Annotated in this window: 18 protein-coding genes and 1 other RNA gene; 8 read left to right on the forward strand and 11 right to left on the reverse strand. The window is 69.7% G+C overall.

The annotated features are described in order from the left end of the window. Window positions 1-74: 74 nt before the first annotated feature. Genes OHT76_RS13090 through OHT76_RS13100 form a run of 3 tightly spaced genes read left to right on the forward strand, consistent with a single transcriptional unit; the run spans window position 75 to window position 2,651 of the window. Complete coding sequence (locus tag OHT76_RS13090) at window positions 75-587, forward strand: hypothetical protein (protein ID WP_328870977.1); 513 nt, start codon at window positions 75-77, stop codon at window positions 585-587. Between the two features lie 52 nt (window positions 588-639). After that, window positions 640-2,052, forward strand: coding sequence for a hypothetical protein (locus OHT76_RS13095; protein ID WP_328870978.1), 1,413 nt, complete (start codon window positions 640-642; stop codon window positions 2,050-2,052). After that, on the forward strand, window positions 2,049-2,651 hold the full coding sequence (locus OHT76_RS13100; RefSeq protein ID WP_328870979.1) for a hypothetical protein: 603 nt from the start codon (window positions 2,049-2,051) through the stop codon (window positions 2,649-2,651). Before OHT76_RS13095 ends, OHT76_RS13100 begins: the two co-directional genes overlap by 4 nt. A 256-nt stretch (window positions 2,652-2,907) precedes the next feature. Here OHT76_RS13100 and OHT76_RS13105 read toward each other — a convergent pair whose 3' ends face one another. The 4 genes from OHT76_RS13105 to OHT76_RS13120 form a co-directional block, all read right to left on the reverse strand. Next, window positions 2,908-3,315 carry a DUF6416 domain-containing protein gene (locus OHT76_RS13105; protein ID WP_328870980.1) on the reverse strand — a complete coding sequence of 136 codons (408 nt, stop codon included), beginning with the start codon at window positions 3,313-3,315 and terminating at the stop codon, window positions 2,908-2,910. Window positions 3,316-3,800: 485 nt separating this feature from the next. Next, a complete protein-coding gene (locus tag OHT76_RS13110; RefSeq protein WP_328870981.1) occupies window positions 3,801-4,241 on the reverse strand; it encodes an SLATT domain-containing protein in 441 nt (146 codons plus the stop codon). A 526-nt stretch (window positions 4,242-4,767) separates the two neighbouring features. After that, window positions 4,768-5,172, reverse strand: an RNA gene (gene rnpB, locus OHT76_RS13115) — RNase P RNA component class A. Between the two features lie 29 nt (window positions 5,173-5,201). Further along, window positions 5,202-5,768 (reverse strand): Uma2 family endonuclease, encoded by a 567-nt coding sequence (locus OHT76_RS13120; RefSeq protein ID WP_328870982.1) that lies wholly within the window; start codon window positions 5,766-5,768, stop codon window positions 5,202-5,204. A gap of 119 nt (window positions 5,769-5,887) precedes the next feature. Between OHT76_RS13120 and OHT76_RS13125 the strand changes: the two genes are divergently transcribed. After that, entirely contained in the window at window positions 5,888-6,667 is a 780-nt protein-coding gene (locus OHT76_RS13125) for a MerR family transcriptional regulator (protein ID WP_328870983.1), read from the forward strand. On the opposite strand, the gene OHT76_RS13130 is transcribed toward OHT76_RS13125, so the two are convergent. Then, window positions 6,618-8,057 carry an RNB domain-containing ribonuclease gene (locus OHT76_RS13130; protein ID WP_328870984.1) on the reverse strand — a complete coding sequence of 480 codons (1,440 nt, stop codon included), beginning with the start codon at window positions 8,055-8,057 and terminating at the stop codon, window positions 6,618-6,620. The genes OHT76_RS13125 and OHT76_RS13130 overlap by 50 nt on opposite strands. Before the next feature lie 75 nt (window positions 8,058-8,132). Here OHT76_RS13130 and yaaA point away from each other — a divergent pair, with 75 nt between their 5' ends. Both yaaA and OHT76_RS13140 read left to right on the forward strand, forming a co-directional pair. After that, window positions 8,133-8,915, forward strand: coding sequence for a peroxide stress protein YaaA (gene yaaA / locus OHT76_RS13135; protein WP_328870985.1), 783 nt, complete (start codon window positions 8,133-8,135; stop codon window positions 8,913-8,915). 63 nt (window positions 8,916-8,978) lie between these two features. Continuing rightward, a complete protein-coding gene (locus tag OHT76_RS13140) occupies window positions 8,979-9,611 on the forward strand; it encodes a bifunctional 4-hydroxy-2-oxoglutarate aldolase/2-dehydro-3-deoxy-phosphogluconate aldolase (RefSeq protein WP_328870986.1) in 633 nt (210 codons plus the stop codon). On the opposite strand, the gene OHT76_RS13145 is transcribed toward OHT76_RS13140, so the two are convergent. Genes OHT76_RS13145 through OHT76_RS13155 form a run of 3 tightly spaced genes read right to left on the reverse strand, consistent with a single transcriptional unit; the run spans window position 9,586 to window position 12,396 of the window. Then, window positions 9,586-10,791: a bifunctional RNase H/acid phosphatase gene (locus tag OHT76_RS13145; protein ID WP_328870987.1), complete on the reverse strand. Its 1,206-nt coding sequence runs from the start codon at window positions 10,789-10,791 to the stop codon at window positions 9,586-9,588. The genes OHT76_RS13140 and OHT76_RS13145 overlap by 26 nt on opposite strands. A gap of 25 nt (window positions 10,792-10,816) precedes the next feature. Continuing rightward, window positions 10,817-11,560 carry a zinc ribbon domain-containing protein gene (locus OHT76_RS13150; protein WP_328876519.1) on the reverse strand — a complete coding sequence of 248 codons (744 nt, stop codon included), beginning with the start codon at window positions 11,558-11,560 and terminating at the stop codon, window positions 10,817-10,819. Further along, on the reverse strand, window positions 11,557-12,396 hold the full coding sequence (locus OHT76_RS13155; RefSeq protein ID WP_328870988.1) for a Nif3-like dinuclear metal center hexameric protein: 840 nt from the start codon (window positions 12,394-12,396) through the stop codon (window positions 11,557-11,559). Before OHT76_RS13155 ends, OHT76_RS13150 begins: the two co-directional genes overlap by 4 nt. A gap of 220 nt (window positions 12,397-12,616) precedes the next feature. Here OHT76_RS13155 and OHT76_RS13160 point away from each other — a divergent pair, with 220 nt between their 5' ends. Then, the gene (locus OHT76_RS13160) at window positions 12,617-13,810 is read left to right on the forward strand and encodes a hypothetical protein (protein WP_328870989.1); all 1,194 of its coding nucleotides are present in this window, start codon (window positions 12,617-12,619) and stop codon (window positions 13,808-13,810) included. Between the two features lie 97 nt (window positions 13,811-13,907). Next, entirely contained in the window at window positions 13,908-14,060 is a 153-nt protein-coding gene (locus OHT76_RS13165; RefSeq protein WP_328870990.1) for a hypothetical protein, read from the forward strand. A 61-nt stretch (window positions 14,061-14,121) separates the two neighbouring features. On the opposite strand, the gene OHT76_RS13170 is transcribed toward OHT76_RS13165, so the two are convergent. The 3 genes from OHT76_RS13170 to OHT76_RS13180 are packed head-to-tail and all read right to left on the reverse strand — an operon-like array spanning window position 14,122 to window position 17,034. Continuing rightward, window positions 14,122-15,069 (reverse strand): 3-oxoacyl-ACP reductase, encoded by a 948-nt coding sequence (locus tag OHT76_RS13170; RefSeq protein ID WP_328870991.1) that lies wholly within the window; start codon window positions 15,067-15,069, stop codon window positions 14,122-14,124. Between the two features lie 8 nt (window positions 15,070-15,077). Then, window positions 15,078-16,154, reverse strand: a complete 1,077-nt coding sequence (locus tag OHT76_RS13175) for a Zn-dependent alcohol dehydrogenase (RefSeq protein ID WP_328870992.1) — start codon at window positions 16,152-16,154, stop codon at window positions 15,078-15,080. 22 nt (window positions 16,155-16,176) lie between these two features. Then, on the reverse strand, window positions 16,177-17,034 hold the full coding sequence (locus tag OHT76_RS13180) for a MaoC/PaaZ C-terminal domain-containing protein (protein WP_328870993.1): 858 nt from the start codon (window positions 17,032-17,034) through the stop codon (window positions 16,177-16,179). Window positions 17,035-17,069 lie beyond the last annotated feature (35 nt).

Consider the following 17,069-nt stretch of genomic DNA (forward strand, 5'->3'; position numbering starts at 1 on the left):
CTACACCTCCCCCTCACCCCGCCCCTGGGCCACGGCCCACGCCACCCGGCAAAGACTTCGGACGGAACCGCGGCATGAGATACAAGGACGAAGACGAGATCAAGCACGCGCTTGGAATCGACTCCTGGAGAAACCTCTCCAAGGACAAGATGATCAGGTTCGTGGCCATGATGCCCGACATGGGCACCGAAGTGGCCCTGAAAATCATTGAACAGTTCCCCGCGTTCAAGGATTTCGCCCTGGACGTCGTGGATGCGATGAAGAAATCGCATGAGTCCACCCTCTCGACCAACCAACAAAGCCAGGAACACGTCCATCGAGCCTTCCAGGATTTCAGGGACACCCTCAAGAACGAACTCGACAAGGGCGACCTGACCTGGGAGCAAAGATGGCAAATCATCGAGAAAATGCAGGAAGCCGTAAGGGAGGAGTCCCAGAAGGACAGCGAGAACAAGCAGTTCTTGGATGGGGCGTTGAAGAAAGTGTTGGTACTCGGTGGCGCCGCAGTCGCCTTGGGTGTGGCTTTTGTCGGTGGCAGGGTAATGGCTGAAGGTAAGGACGGCCCCGAAGAAAGCCTGGAAGCTTGACTTTGATTCTTCGCCAAGCCCCCAGACGCCCCGCCCTCTGAGCGAGCCCCAATTGACCAGTTCCACACCCAAACTGCGGGACGGCATCACCCCCGCCCCACAGTCACCCGCAGAAATACGCGCCGAACGCCGCCGCATCATCGAGTCCATACGCGCCCTGCGTCGCTTCCTCGACAAGCGCCGCGCTTTCGAGCTGGCCGACCGCCGCCGCCTGAACCGCGAGGCAAGGGACCGCAGTCGCGCGGAAGCCGCCCACGCCGAGGAACTGAGCCACATCAAGGAGAAGCAGGCGCAGCAAGAGCGCTCCCTCACCCAGGACTTGGACAGTCTGGACGGCAAGCGGGAGCAGCAAGAGACGCGAGCCCTTGCCGTGCTACGCCGTGAGTTCATCGAGCGGAGGCTCAGGAACACGCCTCTCACCGTGAGCGAGCTGAACGGCTTCGGCACCGGACTGATCCGCGATCTCGCCGCCCAAGGCATCAGCACAGCCGCCGACTTCACCCGCGTGACCTGGGACAGGGCACCGAACGGCAAGGGCGGCAACGTCCTCTACATCCACCGCACGGACGGCCACCGGGTTCACATCAACGGTATCGGCCAGCACCGAAGCGGCCCGCTCATGGAGTGGCGCCAAGCCGCCCTCACCCGCGCCGAAGCCCGTGCCCCACGCACACTCCCCCCGGACGAGCGCCACCGCATCTCGGAGATCATCAAGGCCGAACGCGCCCGACTGCGCAAGGAGTTGTCCAAGGCCTCCCTCACAGCCGAAGACGCCCGCACCCAGGCAACCCAACGCCACACCGAGACCCTCGAACTCCTCGCCACCACCGAGCACGAAGCCGCCCGCCTCGCCGCCGAACGCAGAGCCGAGTTCGACGCGATGGCCGAGCAACTCCTCGCCCTCCAGTCGGAACTCTCCGCCCACGTGGACCGCCACGGCGACGCAGGCCGCCGTATCCGCCGCGCCCAACGCCGCGCGCTCCGGCCGATCCCCGCCCTCCCCGCGATCCCCTCTCCCCGCGCACCGGTCGGCCTCGCCAAGAAGTCCGACTCGACTCCCGCCCCCGCCGTCCGCGCAAGCCTCGCCTGGCTGCTGCCGATCTTCTACTTCGGCTTCACCACAGTCGTAGGTGTGGGCGAATTGGGAAGCAACACCGCTTCCCCAGGGCTTATGATCACGTCCCGGCTCCTCGCCCTCGCGACTACCGCGGAGCTGCTCCGCCTGTGGATCCCCCGCAGGCGCCGGCAGACGCAAGACCCGATGCCCTCCGGAACCGGCTGGCAAGCCACCGGGATGTTCCTCGCCCTGGCCGCAGCGGGCATGTTCGCGGACGAGAAGTCCGACGTGTTCGGCGCCGCCTGCGTCGTCTCCGTACTCGCCGCGCTGCTGCTCCTGGCCGGAACCGGCCTTCGCATCCGCCCGCCCGACCCCGTCCAACCCTCACGACAAGGCAGAACCAGTTGAACGACACGGCACCCCACCAGCCGGAACCCCAGGCCACCATCTCCGAGCCCGAACTCGTGGGGAGCTCGCTCCCCCTGATGCCCCCGGCGCCTCCTGCGGCCCCCCTGCCCTGGGCCGCCCCACAGGTCCGTCGACGCAAGCGTGCCTTCATAGTCGGCGCCGCCGTCGCCGTACTCCTCGCCAGTGGCGGCATCACTTGGTGGGCACTGGCCGGTGACGGCGACCCGATGGACCACGTCGAGGTCTCGGGCGGCAAGCTCGTCACCGGTTCCAGCGAGGACTGCGACGACACCGACGAGTTCTCGTACAACGACTGTGACTCGTACAGCGATTCAGACGACGAGACCTACGAGTTCGTCTACAAGATCACCAACAAGGGTGACGAACCCGCCAACTACTCCGTCATCATCAACGGCTTCGACGAGGACGGCGACTTCATCGGCCAGACCTATATCGGTACGACGCACCTGGCCGCCAGCAAGACCGACGCCGACAAGGGCGAGTTCGACGAGTACGTCACCCTCGAAGACGGCCACGAGCTGTCCGACATCAAGTCCGTGAAAGTCGCCTGGGTCGAGCGCATGGCCCTGGCCAACTGATCCCGGCGCGCCTGTGCCCCGGCGGTTCCGCAACAGGGCGACCGCCGGGACCGCACCTCAACTTCCGGCCGCATACCGCACGAACCTCGCCCAACCATCCCGCCCGACCGCCCTCCCGGGCCGTCTCGGGGCCGTGGAAGGGCGCTCGAAGATGGCCAACGCCGACAACTGCAGGCGGCTCGGCAGCAGGTCAGGGCGCTGATCGATTAGATGGCCGCAGGTCACGGCCGCCGTCCATCAGTTGTGGCTGTGCAGATCACGCAGCGCCGAGCTGAGCGGCCAGGAACACCGCTGCCACCGAGGGGCGGACTGCGTACGTTGCGCCCGCGCTCCCCTCAGGGGCCTCCCACCAGTAGAACGGTAGCCGCCGCCCACTACTGCTGTGTCCCTTGCTCATTCCCCTCACCACGCCTGCCACGCGCTGCGCCGGAGCGCCCTCATTTGGACCGCCCAGAGCCATATCCACTAGCTCCGTGCAGTGGATCTTCCGGCCAGGGTTGCGCAGCAGGTACTCAAGCATCTGCCGGGCCTGCGGTGCGAGTTCAGCCAAGAGCCTTCTAGCGCGCTCCAAGTCCTCCGGGCCCCACTCGGGGGCACCGTAGTGCCCCTCTTCGCCAGAGTGCTCAGCCCATCGCGGATCAACCTCAGACAGATACTCCGTCATGCCCGCCCCCAACAGTTCGTCCCTAGCGTGAGTGTCTGTCGTTCGCACCGTACAGATCCACAGGACACTGCGTGTCGAATCCGTGTCGAAGTCCTACCGGCAAGCGGCTCAGCTGGGGAAGAGTGACAGGCCAAGAGGAGGTCGAGGCGCAGCCACAAGACGCCTTCGAAGCGCTTGGCCGCAGGTTCGAGTCCTGCCGGGGGCGCAAGTCTCCGCCCTCCCGCTCTGCCTTTTGCTGGTCGGAGCGGGTTCAGCCACGCGCAGAGCAGCGCCGGACCCTCCCCCGATGGTCGTGGGCAGGGTCCGGCGCTGTCCGGCTGTTACCGGGTGGCTGCAGTGAATACGCGGGGAAGCTACCGGCCTCGATCGGGCATGGACCGGCACCCTCAGAGGCGTCGGCTCGACGTTCGAGCCAATGGCCCCGACCTAGCGCCGCCAGACCGCAGGGCTGCCGATTCGAGTCGCCACTCCCGAGCCCACAGGATTCAGGACCCGCTTGCTTCACCGCTCCCTGAGGGCGGGCCTTCCACTGCATCAACTTGCCTCGCAGCACGGTCATGAATCTTCTGCGGAACTGCGGGGGCCTCCTGCCGCATCACATCCAGCTCGTCGGCGAACCGACTCAGCACATCGCGATTGACGAATGACTGCTCCGCCAATTCGACCTCCATACGTCGACGAAGGCGCCCGTAGGCCACGGCGGCTCTCCGATGCTGCTCAACCACCACGGCATAGTTCTGGGAGGCGTGAAGCGCGGCCAGGACCGCAGCCAGCACGCTGAGCAGCCCGGCCAGAATCTGCATGGCAGCTGCCGGAGACTTGTCGATTGTGGCGAAGATTGCTGTGCCCACCACAGCCGAGAGGGTTACCGAGGAAGCGCCCAGTACTCCGCCACGCCTCTCAAACGCCCCGGGAGTGACCCCCATACCCAGCTTCGCCAGCGCCGTGACGCGTCCAGCACCCTGTCCGAATCACACAAGCCCAACGCAGCTGATCACCTTTGGCTCGAAGAAGTCGAGCAGCACGACGTCAAGGACCTGCATGTCTTCGCCAACGGCGTGCGCAAGGACCTCGCGGCCGTCACCGCCGGACTGACAGTGTCCTGGAACTCCGGGGCGGTCGAGGGACACGTGAACAGGGTCAAGATGCTCAAGCGTCAGCACTGTGGACGCCGGATTCGACCTCCTCAAACGCCGCGTTTTGCTGGCCAGTTGACCGGCTTCACGGAAAGTGCCGAAGAACCCCGAAGTCTGCGACCCCAACGTCATGCTCCGACGGCTGACGCGAATGCCCAGCCCAGAGTCCTCGCCCGCCCCTCCGCGCAGGGACTTTGCAGGCACTTTCAGCGCTGTCCGATGGACGTTCCGCCTAGCGCGGCGAACCACCCGAAACACCGGAAAGGGCCTCCGGCACAGGTCAAAGGCCCTTCCGAGGCATAGCCGCAGGTAGCGGCAGACGAGTCGGGCTGTACGCCGGGTTCTGTACTCCGGGTCCTCGCGGACATCGGAGCGACGGCCATCCATCTAGGACCGGCGTTGCCGCCGGCCTCGTGCGGTCTACCCGCGGACTCGGGCGGGCAGCCCTCGAACGTCCGCGCAGAGCCGCCTTTTACAGCGGCTCCTCTTGACCTTGCTCCGGGTGGGGTTTACCTAGCTGCCCAGGTCGCCCTGGGCACTGGTGGTCTCTTACACCACCGTTTCACCCTTACCGAGGACCGAGGTCCCCGGCGGTCTGCTTTCTGTGGCACTGTCCCGCGGGTCACCCCGGGTGGCCGTTAGCCACCACCCTGCCCTGTGGAGCCCGGACGTTCCTCGGGAAGTCCCGTGAGGGACTCCACGCGGCCGCCCGCCCGGCTCGTCTGCCGTGTCGACCATGGTACTAGGCGCTCAGACGAAGTCTGTCGTCTCCAGGTCGAAGGCGAAGGGGGCGGGGAGGCTGAGGGGTTTGCCGAAGGTCACAGCGTGGAGCTCCTGGTAGTCGTCCGACTCCGGGGCCCCGAACAGCGTGATCCACCCGGTATCGCGGTCGATGAGCAGGTAGAGGGGGACGCCGCCTCGGGCGTAGCAGCGACGCTTGATCTCGCGCTCTGTCTGCCGCCTCCGGGACGTCACCTCCAGCACCATCGTGACCCCCTCGCACGGCATCCAGGGATCGGCTCCCCGGTACAGGCGCTGTTCCTTCGGGGCGAACATCCCGTCCGGGATCACGTGATCCTGCGGACAGCCATCCGCGCTGCGCAGCTTCAGGCCCTTGTTCCCGGAGAACTGCATGTCGGTCGAGGAGCGCTGGTGCACTTGGCTCACGACCCCGCTGACGCAGTGCTGGTGGTGCCCGTCCGGCGCCGGGGTCACAACGACCTCACCCTCGATGAGCTCCACCCGGAGGCCCTCCGGGATGTCCAGGTCGACGATCCAGTCCAGCAGAACCTTCTGCGTGATCGAGTCCAGTGCCATGGCACCCATCCCAAGCCACTTCGAGTGCCCACAAGGGCTGAACCGGGGAAGATCACCTACACGGGGCGCCTCGGCCAGTCCCTTGACCCTCCCGCCACGTCAAGGTCTCTACTGTTCCCATGCGCATCGGAGAGCTCGCCGACGCCGTGGGTGTCACCACCCGCACCGTCCGGCACTACCACCACCTCGGGCTGCTCCCGGAGCCGGAGCGGCTCCCCAACGGGTACCGGGACTACACCCTGCGCCACGCCGTCGTGCTCGCGCGGATCCGGCGGCTCACCGAGTTGGGCCTCGGGCTGGCCGAGGTGCGGGATGTGCTTGCCGATGACGTCGGGAAGGATCTCGCCGAGGTGTTGAGCGAGCTCGATGAGGATCTTGCCCGGCAGGAGGCCGCCATTCGCGAGCGGCGGGCTCGGTTGCGGGCGCTCATGGAGGAGGGGGTCAGCATCGAAGGGCCCGTCTCGCCCGCGCTTGCTTCCCTCTTCCGGCGGACCGCCCATCTCTCCGACTCCCCCATGGCCGCCAAGGACCGGGAGATCCTCGCCCTCATCGAGACCAGCGCCCCATCAGAAGACCGGGGGCGGCTGACCTCCCTGCTCAGCGACAGCCTCGCCAATCCCGAAGGCGTCGAGCGGGCCCGTGCCGCCTACGCCCTCCTCGACGATCTCGCCGACGCCGAACCCGACGACCCCCGCGTGGACGAGGCCGCCCGTGCCCTCGTCGGCTGCCTCCCCGACGAACTGACTCCGAGCACCCCAATCGACCACGACAACAGCTTCCTCCGCGCCCTCTACGCCGACTTGGCCCCGGCCCAGGCAGAGGCCATTCGACGGACGATCCAGCAACTCGTCACGCGGGAGCGAAACGCACCTTCGCCGCCACCGGATCCGCCTGCGTAAGGCGTACGCGCAACCGCTCCCCCAGCGGCAAATCCCCGTCGCCCCCCTCAATCCGCCCGATCACCGCCGGAGTCTCCAACTGCACCGTCCCAACCCCCGGCCTCCGCTCGTCCACATCCACCACGCACGCGTCGAAGACCTCCCCCACCCGGTCCTTCAGAAGCGCCGCCTCGACGATGTCCACGCAGGCTCGTTCCACCGTCCCGGCACGACGGGAGCCGGTCGCCATCTCATCGGGCAACGCGTCCAAGGCCGACAGAACCCACTCCGGTGGTGGCCCGCCCACTGCCGCCGCCAGGCACAGCTCGGACGCGTAGCGGTCGGCCAGGCGGCGCAAGGGGGCCGTGCAGTGGGCGTACGGCGCCGCCACCGCCGAGTGCGTCACGATCTGTGGCAGCTCGCCGTCCCTGAACACCGTGTAGCCCGCGCCCCGCAGCAGCGTCGTGCACTCCTGCAGGAACGCCGCGTGGTGCGGGACCCGGGGATCCAGGGAGCGGACCAGCTCCGCGTACGAGACGTGGTGCGGCCAGTCGATGTGCAGGGCGTGCGCGGTACGGCGCAGGCGGCCCACCGCTCCGTCCGGGGCGGCCGGGAGCGTACGCAACACTCCCGTGCCGGACGAGAGCATCAGGTCCGCCGCCGCCATCCCCGTCAGTAGCGAGATCTGCGCGTTCCAGCCTTCGGCGGGGAGTGGGGCGCGGTACGTCAGCTCGTACGAACCATTCCGCTCTACGATCTCCTGCTCTGGGACCGCCAACGAGATCCCGCCCCGATCCACCTCCAAGCCCTCCCGCAACCGGCCGATCTCCGCCAGCAGGGCCAGCGGCTCCTCCGCCGTCCCGTCCTCGATCTCCTTCTGTACGGCCGCGTAGTCCAGCTTGGCCCGGCTGCGGACCAGCGCCCGGCGGACGTCCACCGCGAGGGGGCGGCCCTCCGCGTCCAGGTCGATCGTCCACAGCACCGCCGGGCGGGTCTGGCCCGGGAGCAGACTTGCCGCGCCCTCGCTCAGCAGCGCCGGGTACAGCGGGATGCGGGTGTCCGGGAAGTAGAGGGTCATGACGCGGCGGTGCGTCTCGGTGTCGAGCACCGACCCCGGTGCGACAAAGGCCGCTACGTCCGCGATCGCGTACCGCACGCGGTAGCCGGTGCCCTGCCGGGACAGGTGCATCGCCTGGTCTAGGTCCGTCGAGGTGAGCGGGTCGATCGTGAACAGGGGGACGTCCGTGGCGTCCTCCACCGGTAGCGCGGGGTCGCGGGCGACCCTCTCGGCCTCCGCCAGCACCTCGGGCGGGAAGCTCTCGGATACGTCGAGTTCGGTGCGCAACTCTGCGAGCGCGGCCCGGAGGGGGGCTTCGGGGGCGCCGGTCACGCGGATGTGGCGGCGGGGCATACAGCGAGCGTAGGGCGGAGGCTGCCGAGTGGCACGCCGTACGCTGTGGCGAGCTCTACAGAAGGAGATCCACCCGTGCTTGTCCTGCTGCCGCCGTCCGAAGGCAAGGCATCCTCCGGCCGTGGCGCCCCACTGAAGCTGGAGTCGTTGTCGCTGCCGGGGCTCGCCGAGGCCCGTGCGGCCGTACTCGACGAGCTGGTCGAGCTGTGTGCCGGGGATGAGGAGAAGGCGCGCGAGGTCCTCGGGCTCAGTGAGGGGCTGCGGGGGGAGGTCGCGAAGAACGCTGACCTAAGAAACGCCGGTGCTCGGCCCGCCGGCGAGATCTACACCGGTGTCCTCTACGACGCCCTCGACCTGCCCTCACTCGACGCCGCCGCCAAGAAGCGGGCCGCCCGCTCGCTGCTCGTGTTCTCTGGGCTGTGGGGCGCCGTCCGGACCACCGACAAGATCCCCTCCTACCGCTGCTCGATGGGCGTGAAGCTGCCGGGGCTCGGCGCGCTGGGATCCCACTGGCGTACGGCCATGGCGGCCTCCCTTCCCGAGGCCGCCGGGGACGGGCTCGTTCTGGACCTGCGGTCCGCGGCGTACGCGGCGGCCTGGAAGCCGAAGGGTGAGATCGCCGGGCGGACGGCGAGCGTACGGGTGTTGCACGCGCCTACCCGGAAGGTCGTCAGCCATTTCAACAAGGCGACGAAGGGGCGGATCGTACGGAGTCTGCTGGCGTCCGGCACCCGGCCCGCCGGGCCGGCCGAGCTGGTGGAGGCGTTGCGTGACCTCGAGTACGAGGTGGAGGCCACCGCGCCGGTGAAGGCGGGGACCGCTTGGTCGCTGGATGTGCTGGTGGACGAGATCCACTGAGCCTGCATTGCATCATGCGCAATGACCTTTGCGCGTAGTGCACTGCATCGGCAGGATGTCCGCATGACCTCCGTGCTGGACCTTGCCCCCGTCGTCCCTGTCGTCGTGATCGGGGACTCATCCGACGCCGTGCCGCTCGCGCGGGCGCTCGTCGCCGGGGGGCTGCCCGCTATCGAGGTGACGCTGAGGACTCCGGGGGCGCTGGACGCGATCCGGGCGATAGCAGGCGAGGTGCCGGACGCCGTCGTCGGGGCGGGGACCGTCATTACGCCGGAGCTGGTGGCGAAGGCGGTCGACGCCGGGGCGCGCTTTCTCGTCAGTCCGGGCTGGACGGACGTACTGCTGGAGGCCATGCGAGGGTCCGGGGTGCCGTTCCTGCCTGGGGTGTCCACGACTTCCGAGGTCGTGGCGCTGTTGGAGCGCGGGGTGCGGGAGATGAAGTTCTTTCCGGCTCAGGCTGCCGGCGGGACGGCGTATCTGAAGTCGCTGTCCGGGCCCTTGCCGCAGGCGCGGTTCTGTCCCACCGGGGGGATCGGGGCCGACTCCGCGGCGGAGTATCTGGCGTTGCCCAACGTGGGGTGCGTGGGCGGGAGTTGGATGCTTCCCGCGGACGCGGTCGCCGCTCGGGACTGGGCGCGGATCGAGGCGCTGGCCCGGGCCGCGGCGGGGCTCAGCGCAGGTGGGACGTGTCGTTGAAGAGCCGTACGCTCGCGTTGCCGTCGGCGTAGTACGCCACCGCCGAGAGGGATGCCGCCGAGAGTTCCATGCGGAACAGGGACTCGGGCGGGGCGCCCAGGGCGAGCCGTACGAACGTCTTGATCGGGGTGACGTGGCTGACCAGGAGGACCGTGCGGCCCGCGTAGGCGGCGACCAGCTTGTCGCGGGTGGCGGCGATACGGGTGGCGGTCTCGGTGAAGCTCTCGCCGTCGCCGGTGGGGCGGGCCTCGGGGTCGGCGAGCCAGGCATTGAGATCGTCGGGGTAGCGTTCGCGGACCTCGCCGAAGGTGAGGCCCTCCCAGGCGCCGAAGTCGGTCTCGCGCAGGCCTTCGTCGATGGTCACCTCTAGGCCGAGGCGCCTGGCTGCGGCCGCGGCCGTTTCCCGGGTACGGGCCAGGGGCGACGCCACGATCGCCTGGATGGTGCCGCGTCGGGCCAGCGCTGCTCCTACCCGCTCGGCCTGGTCCCGGCCGATCTCCGAGAGCACCGGATCACTGCCACCACTCCCCGAGAACCGCTTCTGCGGAGTCAGCGCGGTCTCTCCGTGCCGCAGCAGGACGAAGGTCGCTGGCGCGCCCATGTCGGCGGGAGCCCAGCCGGGGGCGGCGACGGCCTTCGCGGCACGGATATCGGCGTCGGCCTTGGCGGCTCCCGAAGCACTCGGAGCCACTGGAGCACCCGAAGAACCCGAAACACTCGGAGCCACTGAAGCACCCGAAGAACCCGAAGCTCCCAGAGCAACCGAAGCCCCCTCGGCCCCCATATCCATCGCCTCGTTAGCCAACCGATCCGCCCGCCTGTTCTGCTCCCGGGGAATCCACTCGTACGTCACCCGCTCCGGCGGAAACACCCGTGACGCCTCCATGGCCAGCGGCTTCATGTCGGGGTGTTTGATCTTCCAGCGCCCCGACATCTGCTCCACGACGAGCTTGGAGTCCATGCGAACATGCACGGTCGCGGTCGGGTCCAGGTCGAAGGCGGCTCGCAGGCCAGCCAGCAGGCCCCGGTACTCGGCGACGTTGTTCGTGACCACACCGAGGTACTCGGAGCGTTCCGCCAGCGTCTCACCCGTAGCAGCGTCAAAGACCACCGCTCCGTAGCCCGCGGGCCCCGGGTTGCCCCGTGACCCGCCGTCCGCCTCGACGATGAACTCCCGCACGCCCAAAGCTCCCTACGGACCCGACTTACAGACCCGACTCGGCCGTACGCACCAGAATGCGGCGGCAGTTCTCGCAGCGCACCACCGTGTCCGGCGCCGCGGCGCGGATCTCGTTGATGTCGGTGATCGACAGCTCCTGGCGGCAGCCCTGGCAGGTGCGCTGGGTGAGCTTGGCCGCGCCGATGCCGCCCTGCTGCTGGCGCAGCTTGTCGTAGAGCTTGAGGAGGTCCGCCGGGATCGCGGCCGCGATGACCTCGCGCTCCTTCGTCACGGTCGCCGCCTCGCCGTCCAGCGACTCGAACGCGGCGTCGCGGCGGGCGGTCGCGTCGTCGATCTTCCCCTGTACGGAGCCGACCCGCTCGGTCAGCTCGGCGACCCGCTCCTGCGCGGACTCGCGGCGCTCCATGACCTCCAGGACGACGTCCTCCAGGTCGCCCTGCCGCTTGGCGAGGGAGGCGATCTCGCGCTGGAGGTTCTCCAGGTCCTTCGGGGAGGTGATCGCGCCGGAGTCCAGGCGCTGCTGGTCACGGACGGCGCGCTGGCGGACCTGGTCGACGTCCTGCTCGGCCTTGGTCTGCTCGCGGGCGGTGTCGCTCTCCTCGGTCTGCGCGGCCACCAGCAGGTCGCGCAGCTGCGTGAGGTCCTTGGTCAGCGACTCGATCTCGGCGTGCTCGGGCAGCGAGCGGCGCTTGTGGGCGAGCTGCTGGAGGCGGACGTCGAGGGCCTGGACTTCGAGAAGGCGGATCTGGTCGGCGGGCGCGGCGTTCAGTTGGGGGCTCCAGGTGAAGGGGAGTGGCTGGTCCAGGGGTCGGTGACCGTCTTCGAGACATGGACGCGAAGGTCCCAGCCATGGCGGTCGGAGATCTCGTCGAGCTGGGCGGCGGCCAGCTCGCACCAGGGCCACTCGGTGGCCCAGTGCGCCGCGTCGAGCAGCGCGAGAGGAGTGTGGGACACGGCCTCGGACGCCGGGTGGTGGCGCAGGTCCGCGGTCAGGAAGGCGTCGACGCCCGCCGCTCGTACGGCGTCGAAGAGGCTGTCGCCGGAGCCGCCGCTCACGGCGATCGTCCGTACGGTCGCCTCGGGGTCGCCGGCGATCCGGATGCCCTGCGCGGTGGCGGGCAGACGGGCGGCGGCACGTGCGGCGAGTTCGCGGACGGTCACCGGGTGGTCCAGTTCGCAGACACGGCCGAGGCCGCGGCGGCCGGACGGGTCGGTCTGGTCCGGCACCAGCGGCCGTACGACACGGAGGTCCAGGGCGCCGGCCAACGCATCGCTCACACCCGGATCCGCCGTGTCCGCGTTCGTGTGCGCCACGTGCAGCGCGATGTCGTTCTTGATCAGGGTGTGCACGACCCGGCCCTTGAAGTGCGAGGCCGCCACCGTCGTCGTACCGCGAAGGTAGAGCGGGTGGTGGGTGACCAGCAGGTCGACGTCCAGCTTCATCGCCTCGTCGACGATCTCCTGGACCGGGTCGACGGCGAACAGGACCCGGGTGACCGCCTGGTCGGGGTCGCCCACGACGGTGCCGACCGCGTCCCAGGACTCGGCCCGCTCGGCGGGCCACAGGTTCTCCAGCGCGGCGATGACTTCAGACAGACGGGGCACGGGGAAAAGGCTACCTGGCTGTTCTGTGACGTAGAACCGTCGCAGGGCCTTCCCAGGACTTGCGCGAGGTCCGCCGGGTGTCACGGCTCCCGCGGAGCACATCCGTCCCCGTTTCCTCAGGCGAATCGTTCCTGGAACACCCTTATGTGTGAAACGGAAGCCTGCCGGTCCCACGTCTGTGCGTACGAAAACTAGCTTCGTCGCCGGAGGTGACCAGACGATGACGGCCTGTGCCATCGAAACCGCCGCTCCCGAGTCCGAGGCGCCGCGGGCGGGGTGTGCGATCACCGCGGACGGTGCCTACGCCGCGCGCCTCGCGCTGGACGGCGACTGCTGGTTCCCGGAGCGCTGGACGCTGGACGGACCCGAGCCGTACGCGGTGCCGCTGCCCGGCAACCAGCCGGAGGAGCCCGGCACCGAGGTGCAGCCGATGAGCGACGGACGCGTCCTGATCCGGCGGCCCACCGACGGACGGCATGTCTTCACCCTGCTCTACCCGACCGGGCCCGGCACCGGCGAGCTGCTGATCGGCGCGGTCGAGTGCCCCGAGCCGGACACCCGGCTGCGGCTGCTGCCTCCGGCGCCGTGCGGGCGCAAGGCGTACGCCCTCGCCGTGGGCCGGCACACCAGCGACATCTGGCTGGTGGCGGGCGGCGCCTTCGGGCCCGAGCATGTCGCCGAGATTCCCGGGCGCTGCTCGGGCGGGGTGTGGCTGGATCGCACGGGGCGGATGCTGGCGCTGGACCGGGAGGTCGGCGGGCGGACCAAGGCCGTCGTGGTGGATCTGGAGCGCGCCGGTGAGGTGTCGCCGCTGCTCCAGATCGCGGCGGACAGCGACGACCGGCTGCTGCTGGCGGACCCGGACAGCGGGCTGCTGCTGATCGGCTCGGACGCGCCGGAGCCGGGGCAGCGGCCGAGGCTGGGGTGGGGGGTGCTGGGCAGCACGCTGCCGGTGCGCTTCCCGGAGTGTCTGCGGGTGCCCGACTGCACGGTGAGCCCGTTCGCGATCCAGCCGGGGCAGGTGCTGATGCCGGAGAACTGCGGGGTGGCGCTGCGGGTGGACGGCCCGCTCGGCAGCTGGCTCGGGGTGTGGCGGCCCACCGAGAAGCAGATGCGTCATCTTCCGGCGCCCGAGGGGTGGTTGGCGGGGGCCGGGTTGTGGACGCGGGAGGGGGAGCTGCAGCTGCCGTATGCCACCGGCGAGGTGCCCTGTGGGGTGGACCGACTGGCACCCATGACTCCCACTGGGGAGGGGGAGGACGCTTCGGGGGATCCGGTCCGGGACGGCGCGGCTTCGTCGGCGGCCGGTTCGCCGGGCGCCGAGGAGCCGCCGGACACGGATCCCCCGGAGCCCGTCGTGGCGCGTCCCGTGCCCTTGCAGCAAGCGCCGTTGGGGCGTCTTGTAACGAAGTAGTGGCGGTCGGCGTGTGCGGCTGGATTCGGCCCGAGGTGTGACGGTTAAAATCGCCCGGCTGTCTGAAAGATCATGTTGACGGGGTGAATTTCTTCCGATGAGCGACGCCACTATGACCCAGCCGCCCGCCCAGGACCAGGAGAACCAAGGTCACGGCAGGCACCGCGGTCCGGTCTCGTCCCACGACGGCGAGGCGGCCCCGCGGGGCCGCCACCGCAAGCCGGTGGAGCAGACCGAGACGGCGGCCTGAACGACGGAAGCGGCCCCCGCACTTCGTGAGAGGTGCGGGGGCCGTTCTGTGTCCGCGCCGGCTACGCCCGTTTCAGGCCCAGCACCTCCGCCGCCGCGAACGTCTCCCCCGGCGGCCGGTCCGCGTAGTGCGGAGTGAGTACGGCGTCCAGCTCGTCGTAGCTGAAGGTGTCCTGCTTGCTGTCGAACTGCGCCCGGACCCGCGGCCGTTCGACGACCGCGACCATGCCGCCGTGCACGACGAGGAGCTGGCCGTTGATCCGCGCGGCGGCGGGCGAGGCCAAGTAGCCGACGAGCGGGGCGACATGCTCGGGGGCGAGCGGGTCGAGGCCCTCTTCCGCGGGCTTGCTGAACACGTCCTCGGTCATCCGGGTGCGGGCGCGCGGGCAGATGGCGTTGGCCGTCACGCCGTACTTGGCGAGGGCGAGGGCCGTGGAGGTGGTCAGGCCGACGATTCCGCCCTTGGCGGCCGCGTAGTTGGGCTGTCCGGCGGATCCGGCGAGGAACGCCTCCGAGGAGGTGTTCACGATCCGCCCGTACACCGGCCCGCCGTCCGCCTTGGACCGCTCGCGCCAGTGCGCGGCCGCGAACCGGGTGGTGTTGAAGTGCCCCTTGAGGTGGACGCGGATCACCGAGTCCCACTCGTCCTCGGTCATGGAGAAGACCATACGGTCGCGCAGGATGCCCGCGTTGTTGACGAGGATGTCCAGCTTGCCGAACTCCTCGATCGCCAACTGGACGAGTCGGGCGGCCTGTTGGAAGTCGGAGACGTCCCCGGTGTGCGCGAGGGCGTGTCCGCCCGCCGCGCGGATCTCGGCGGCCGTGTCTTCGGCGGGTCCGGCGGAGGACTCGCCGGAGCCGTCCCGGCCGGGCTGTCCGTAGTCGTTGACGACGACGGCAGCGCCGAGCCGGGCCAGCTCCAGGGCCTCGGCGCGGCCGAGGCCTCTGCCCGCGCCGGTGACGATCGCGGTCAGCCCTTCCAGCGGAACGCCCGACGGCGGGGTGGCCATCAAAGGCCTCACAGCTCGATGCACGTACGCAGCGCGCTGCCCGTACGCATCTGGTCGAGGGCCTCGTTGATCTCGGCCAGGGGCACCCGGTGGGTGATCATCCCGGCCAGGTCGATCCGGCCCGCCCGCCACAGGGCGATGGTCCGCTCGTAGGAGCGCAGGACATCGCCGCCGCCGTACAGGGACGGCAGGATCCGCTTCTCGTCGAAGAACAGCTCGAACATATTGAGCTGGAGGAAGTCGTCCATGGCGCCCGCGCCGACGACCACCAGGGTGCCGCCGCGCCGGGTGTTCTCGTAGGCGGTGCGGGCGGTGGCGGACTTGCCGACGACCTCGAAGACATAGTCGAAGCCCTCGCCGCCGGTGATCTCCTGCTTGGCGCCCGGCAGTTCGTCGGGCGCTATGGCCCTGGTGGCGCCGAAGGTGAGCGCGGCCTCGCGGCGGCTGAGGACGGGGTCGACGGCGACGATCTCGGCGGCGCCCTTGAGCCGGGCGCCCTGGATCGCGGAGATGCCGACACCGCCGCAGCCGATGACGGCGACCGAGGAACCGGCCTCCATGTCGGCGGTGTTGATCGCGGCGCCGAGGCCCGTCGTCACCCCGCAGCCGATGAGCGCGGCGATGTCGAACGGCACGTCCTCCGGGATCGGCACCGCGCAGCCGGCGTCGACAACGACCTCCTCGGTGAAGGTGCCGGTGCCGGCGAAGCCGAAGACATCGCCGCCGGGGCGCTTGAAGTTGGGGGTGCCGGCGTTCATGAACCCGGCCAGGCAGAGTTCCGTCTGGCCGCGCTTGCAGGCGGGGCAGGCGCCGCAGGCGGGCAGCCAGCAGACGACGACCCGGTCGCCGGGCTTCAGATTGCTGACGCCTTCGCCGACTTCGAGGATCTCCCCCGCGCCTTCGTGCCCGGGCACGAAGGGGGCCGGCTGCGGCAGTACGCCGTTCATCGCGGACAGGTCCGAGTGGCAGAGCCCGCTGGCCCGCACCCGGATCCTCACCCGGCCGGGACCGAACCCCACCGCCTCGACATCGTCGAGGACCTCAAGTTTGTCCTGGCCGGTCTCGTGCAGTACGGCTGCGCGCATGGTGCGGCTCCCCTCGATGGACTCAAGCGTGGTGGACGACGGTGTCGGTGAGGGCGGGCGCGTCGTCCCGTTCGACGACGGTGACGGCGACCCGGACGGCGTCGCCCTGGTCCCACATACGGATGCGCAGGGTCTCCCCCGGGTACACGACCCCGGCGAACCGTGTGGCATACGACCGCACCCGGCCCACGTCGCCGCCCAGCAGGGTGTCGACGACCGCCTTCAGCGTGATGCCGTAGGTGCACAGGCCGTGCAGGATGGGCCGCTCGAATCCGGCCTTGGCGGCGAACTCGGGGTCCGCGTGCAGGGGGTTCCAGTCGCCGGAGAGTCGGTAGAGCAGCGCCTGGTCCTCGCGGATCCGCCGCTCGACGACCTTGTCGGGCTCACCGGTGGGCGGCTCCGGACGGGCGGAGGGGCCCCGGTCGCCGCCCCAGCCCCCTTCGCCCTTGACGAAGATCTGCGAGTCGTTGGTCCACAACGGCCCGTCCGCGTCGGCGACTTCGGTGCGCAGGACGAGCACGGCGGCCTTGCCCTTGTCGTACACGGCGGCGATACGCGAGGTGGTGGTCGCGGTGCCCTCGACGGGGAGGGGGCGGTGGATCTCCAGGCTCTGTCCGCCGTGCAGCACGCGGGCCAGCTCGACCTCGACGCCGGGCATGGACAGTCCGCTGATCACTCCGGGTGCGCCGGAGCCGGCGACGGTGGCGAAGCTGGGCAGCACCTGCAGCCGGGACTCCAGGGTGTAGCGCAGCTCGTCGGGGTCGGTGGCCGGGAGGCCGGCGCCGATGCCGAGGTGGTAGAGCTGTACGTCCTTGGCGGTCCAGGAGATCTCGCCGGACCGGGGTTCGGCGGCTACGGCCTTCGCTGCGTCGATGGGCATGGGGCTCCTGAGGGGTCTGAGACCTCGGCGCGGTC

This window comes from Streptomyces sp. NBC_00287, from assembly GCF_036173105.1.
Classification (GTDB): Bacteria; Actinomycetota; Actinomycetes; order Streptomycetales; family Streptomycetaceae; genus Streptomyces.

Excerpts from the sequence above, each read along its gene's own strand:
- OHT76_RS13090 (WP_328870977.1), top strand. The coding sequence starts at position 75 with ATGAGATACAAGGACGAAGACGAGATCAAGCACGCGCTTGGAATCGAC.
- OHT76_RS13105 (WP_328870980.1), bottom strand. The coding sequence starts at position 3,315 with ATGACGGAGTATCTGTCTGAGGTTGATCCGCGATGGGCTGAGCACTCT.
- OHT76_RS13110 (WP_328870981.1), bottom strand. The coding sequence starts at position 4,241 with ATGGGGGTCACTCCCGGGGCGTTTGAGAGGCGTGGCGGAGTACTGGGC.
- OHT76_RS13120 (WP_328870982.1), bottom strand. The coding sequence starts at position 5,768 with ATGGCACTGGACTCGATCACGCAGAAGGTTCTGCTGGACTGGATCGTC.
- OHT76_RS13125 (WP_328870983.1), top strand. The coding sequence starts at position 5,888 with ATGCGCATCGGAGAGCTCGCCGACGCCGTGGGTGTCACCACCCGCACC.
- OHT76_RS13130 (WP_328870984.1), bottom strand. The coding sequence starts at position 8,057 with ATGCCCCGCCGCCACATCCGCGTGACCGGCGCCCCCGAAGCCCCCCTC.
- OHT76_RS13140 (WP_328870986.1), top strand. The coding sequence starts at position 8,979 with ATGACCTCCGTGCTGGACCTTGCCCCCGTCGTCCCTGTCGTCGTGATC.
- OHT76_RS13160 (WP_328870989.1), top strand. The coding sequence starts at position 12,617 with ATGACGGCCTGTGCCATCGAAACCGCCGCTCCCGAGTCCGAGGCGCCG.
- OHT76_RS13165 (WP_328870990.1), top strand. The coding sequence starts at position 13,908 with ATGAGCGACGCCACTATGACCCAGCCGCCCGCCCAGGACCAGGAGAAC.
- OHT76_RS13170 (WP_328870991.1), bottom strand. The coding sequence starts at position 15,069 with ATGGCCACCCCGCCGTCGGGCGTTCCGCTGGAAGGGCTGACCGCGATC.
- OHT76_RS13175 (WP_328870992.1), bottom strand. The coding sequence starts at position 16,154 with ATGCGCGCAGCCGTACTGCACGAGACCGGCCAGGACAAACTTGAGGTC.
- OHT76_RS13180 (WP_328870993.1), bottom strand. The coding sequence starts at position 17,034 with ATGCCCATCGACGCAGCGAAGGCCGTAGCCGCCGAACCCCGGTCCGGC.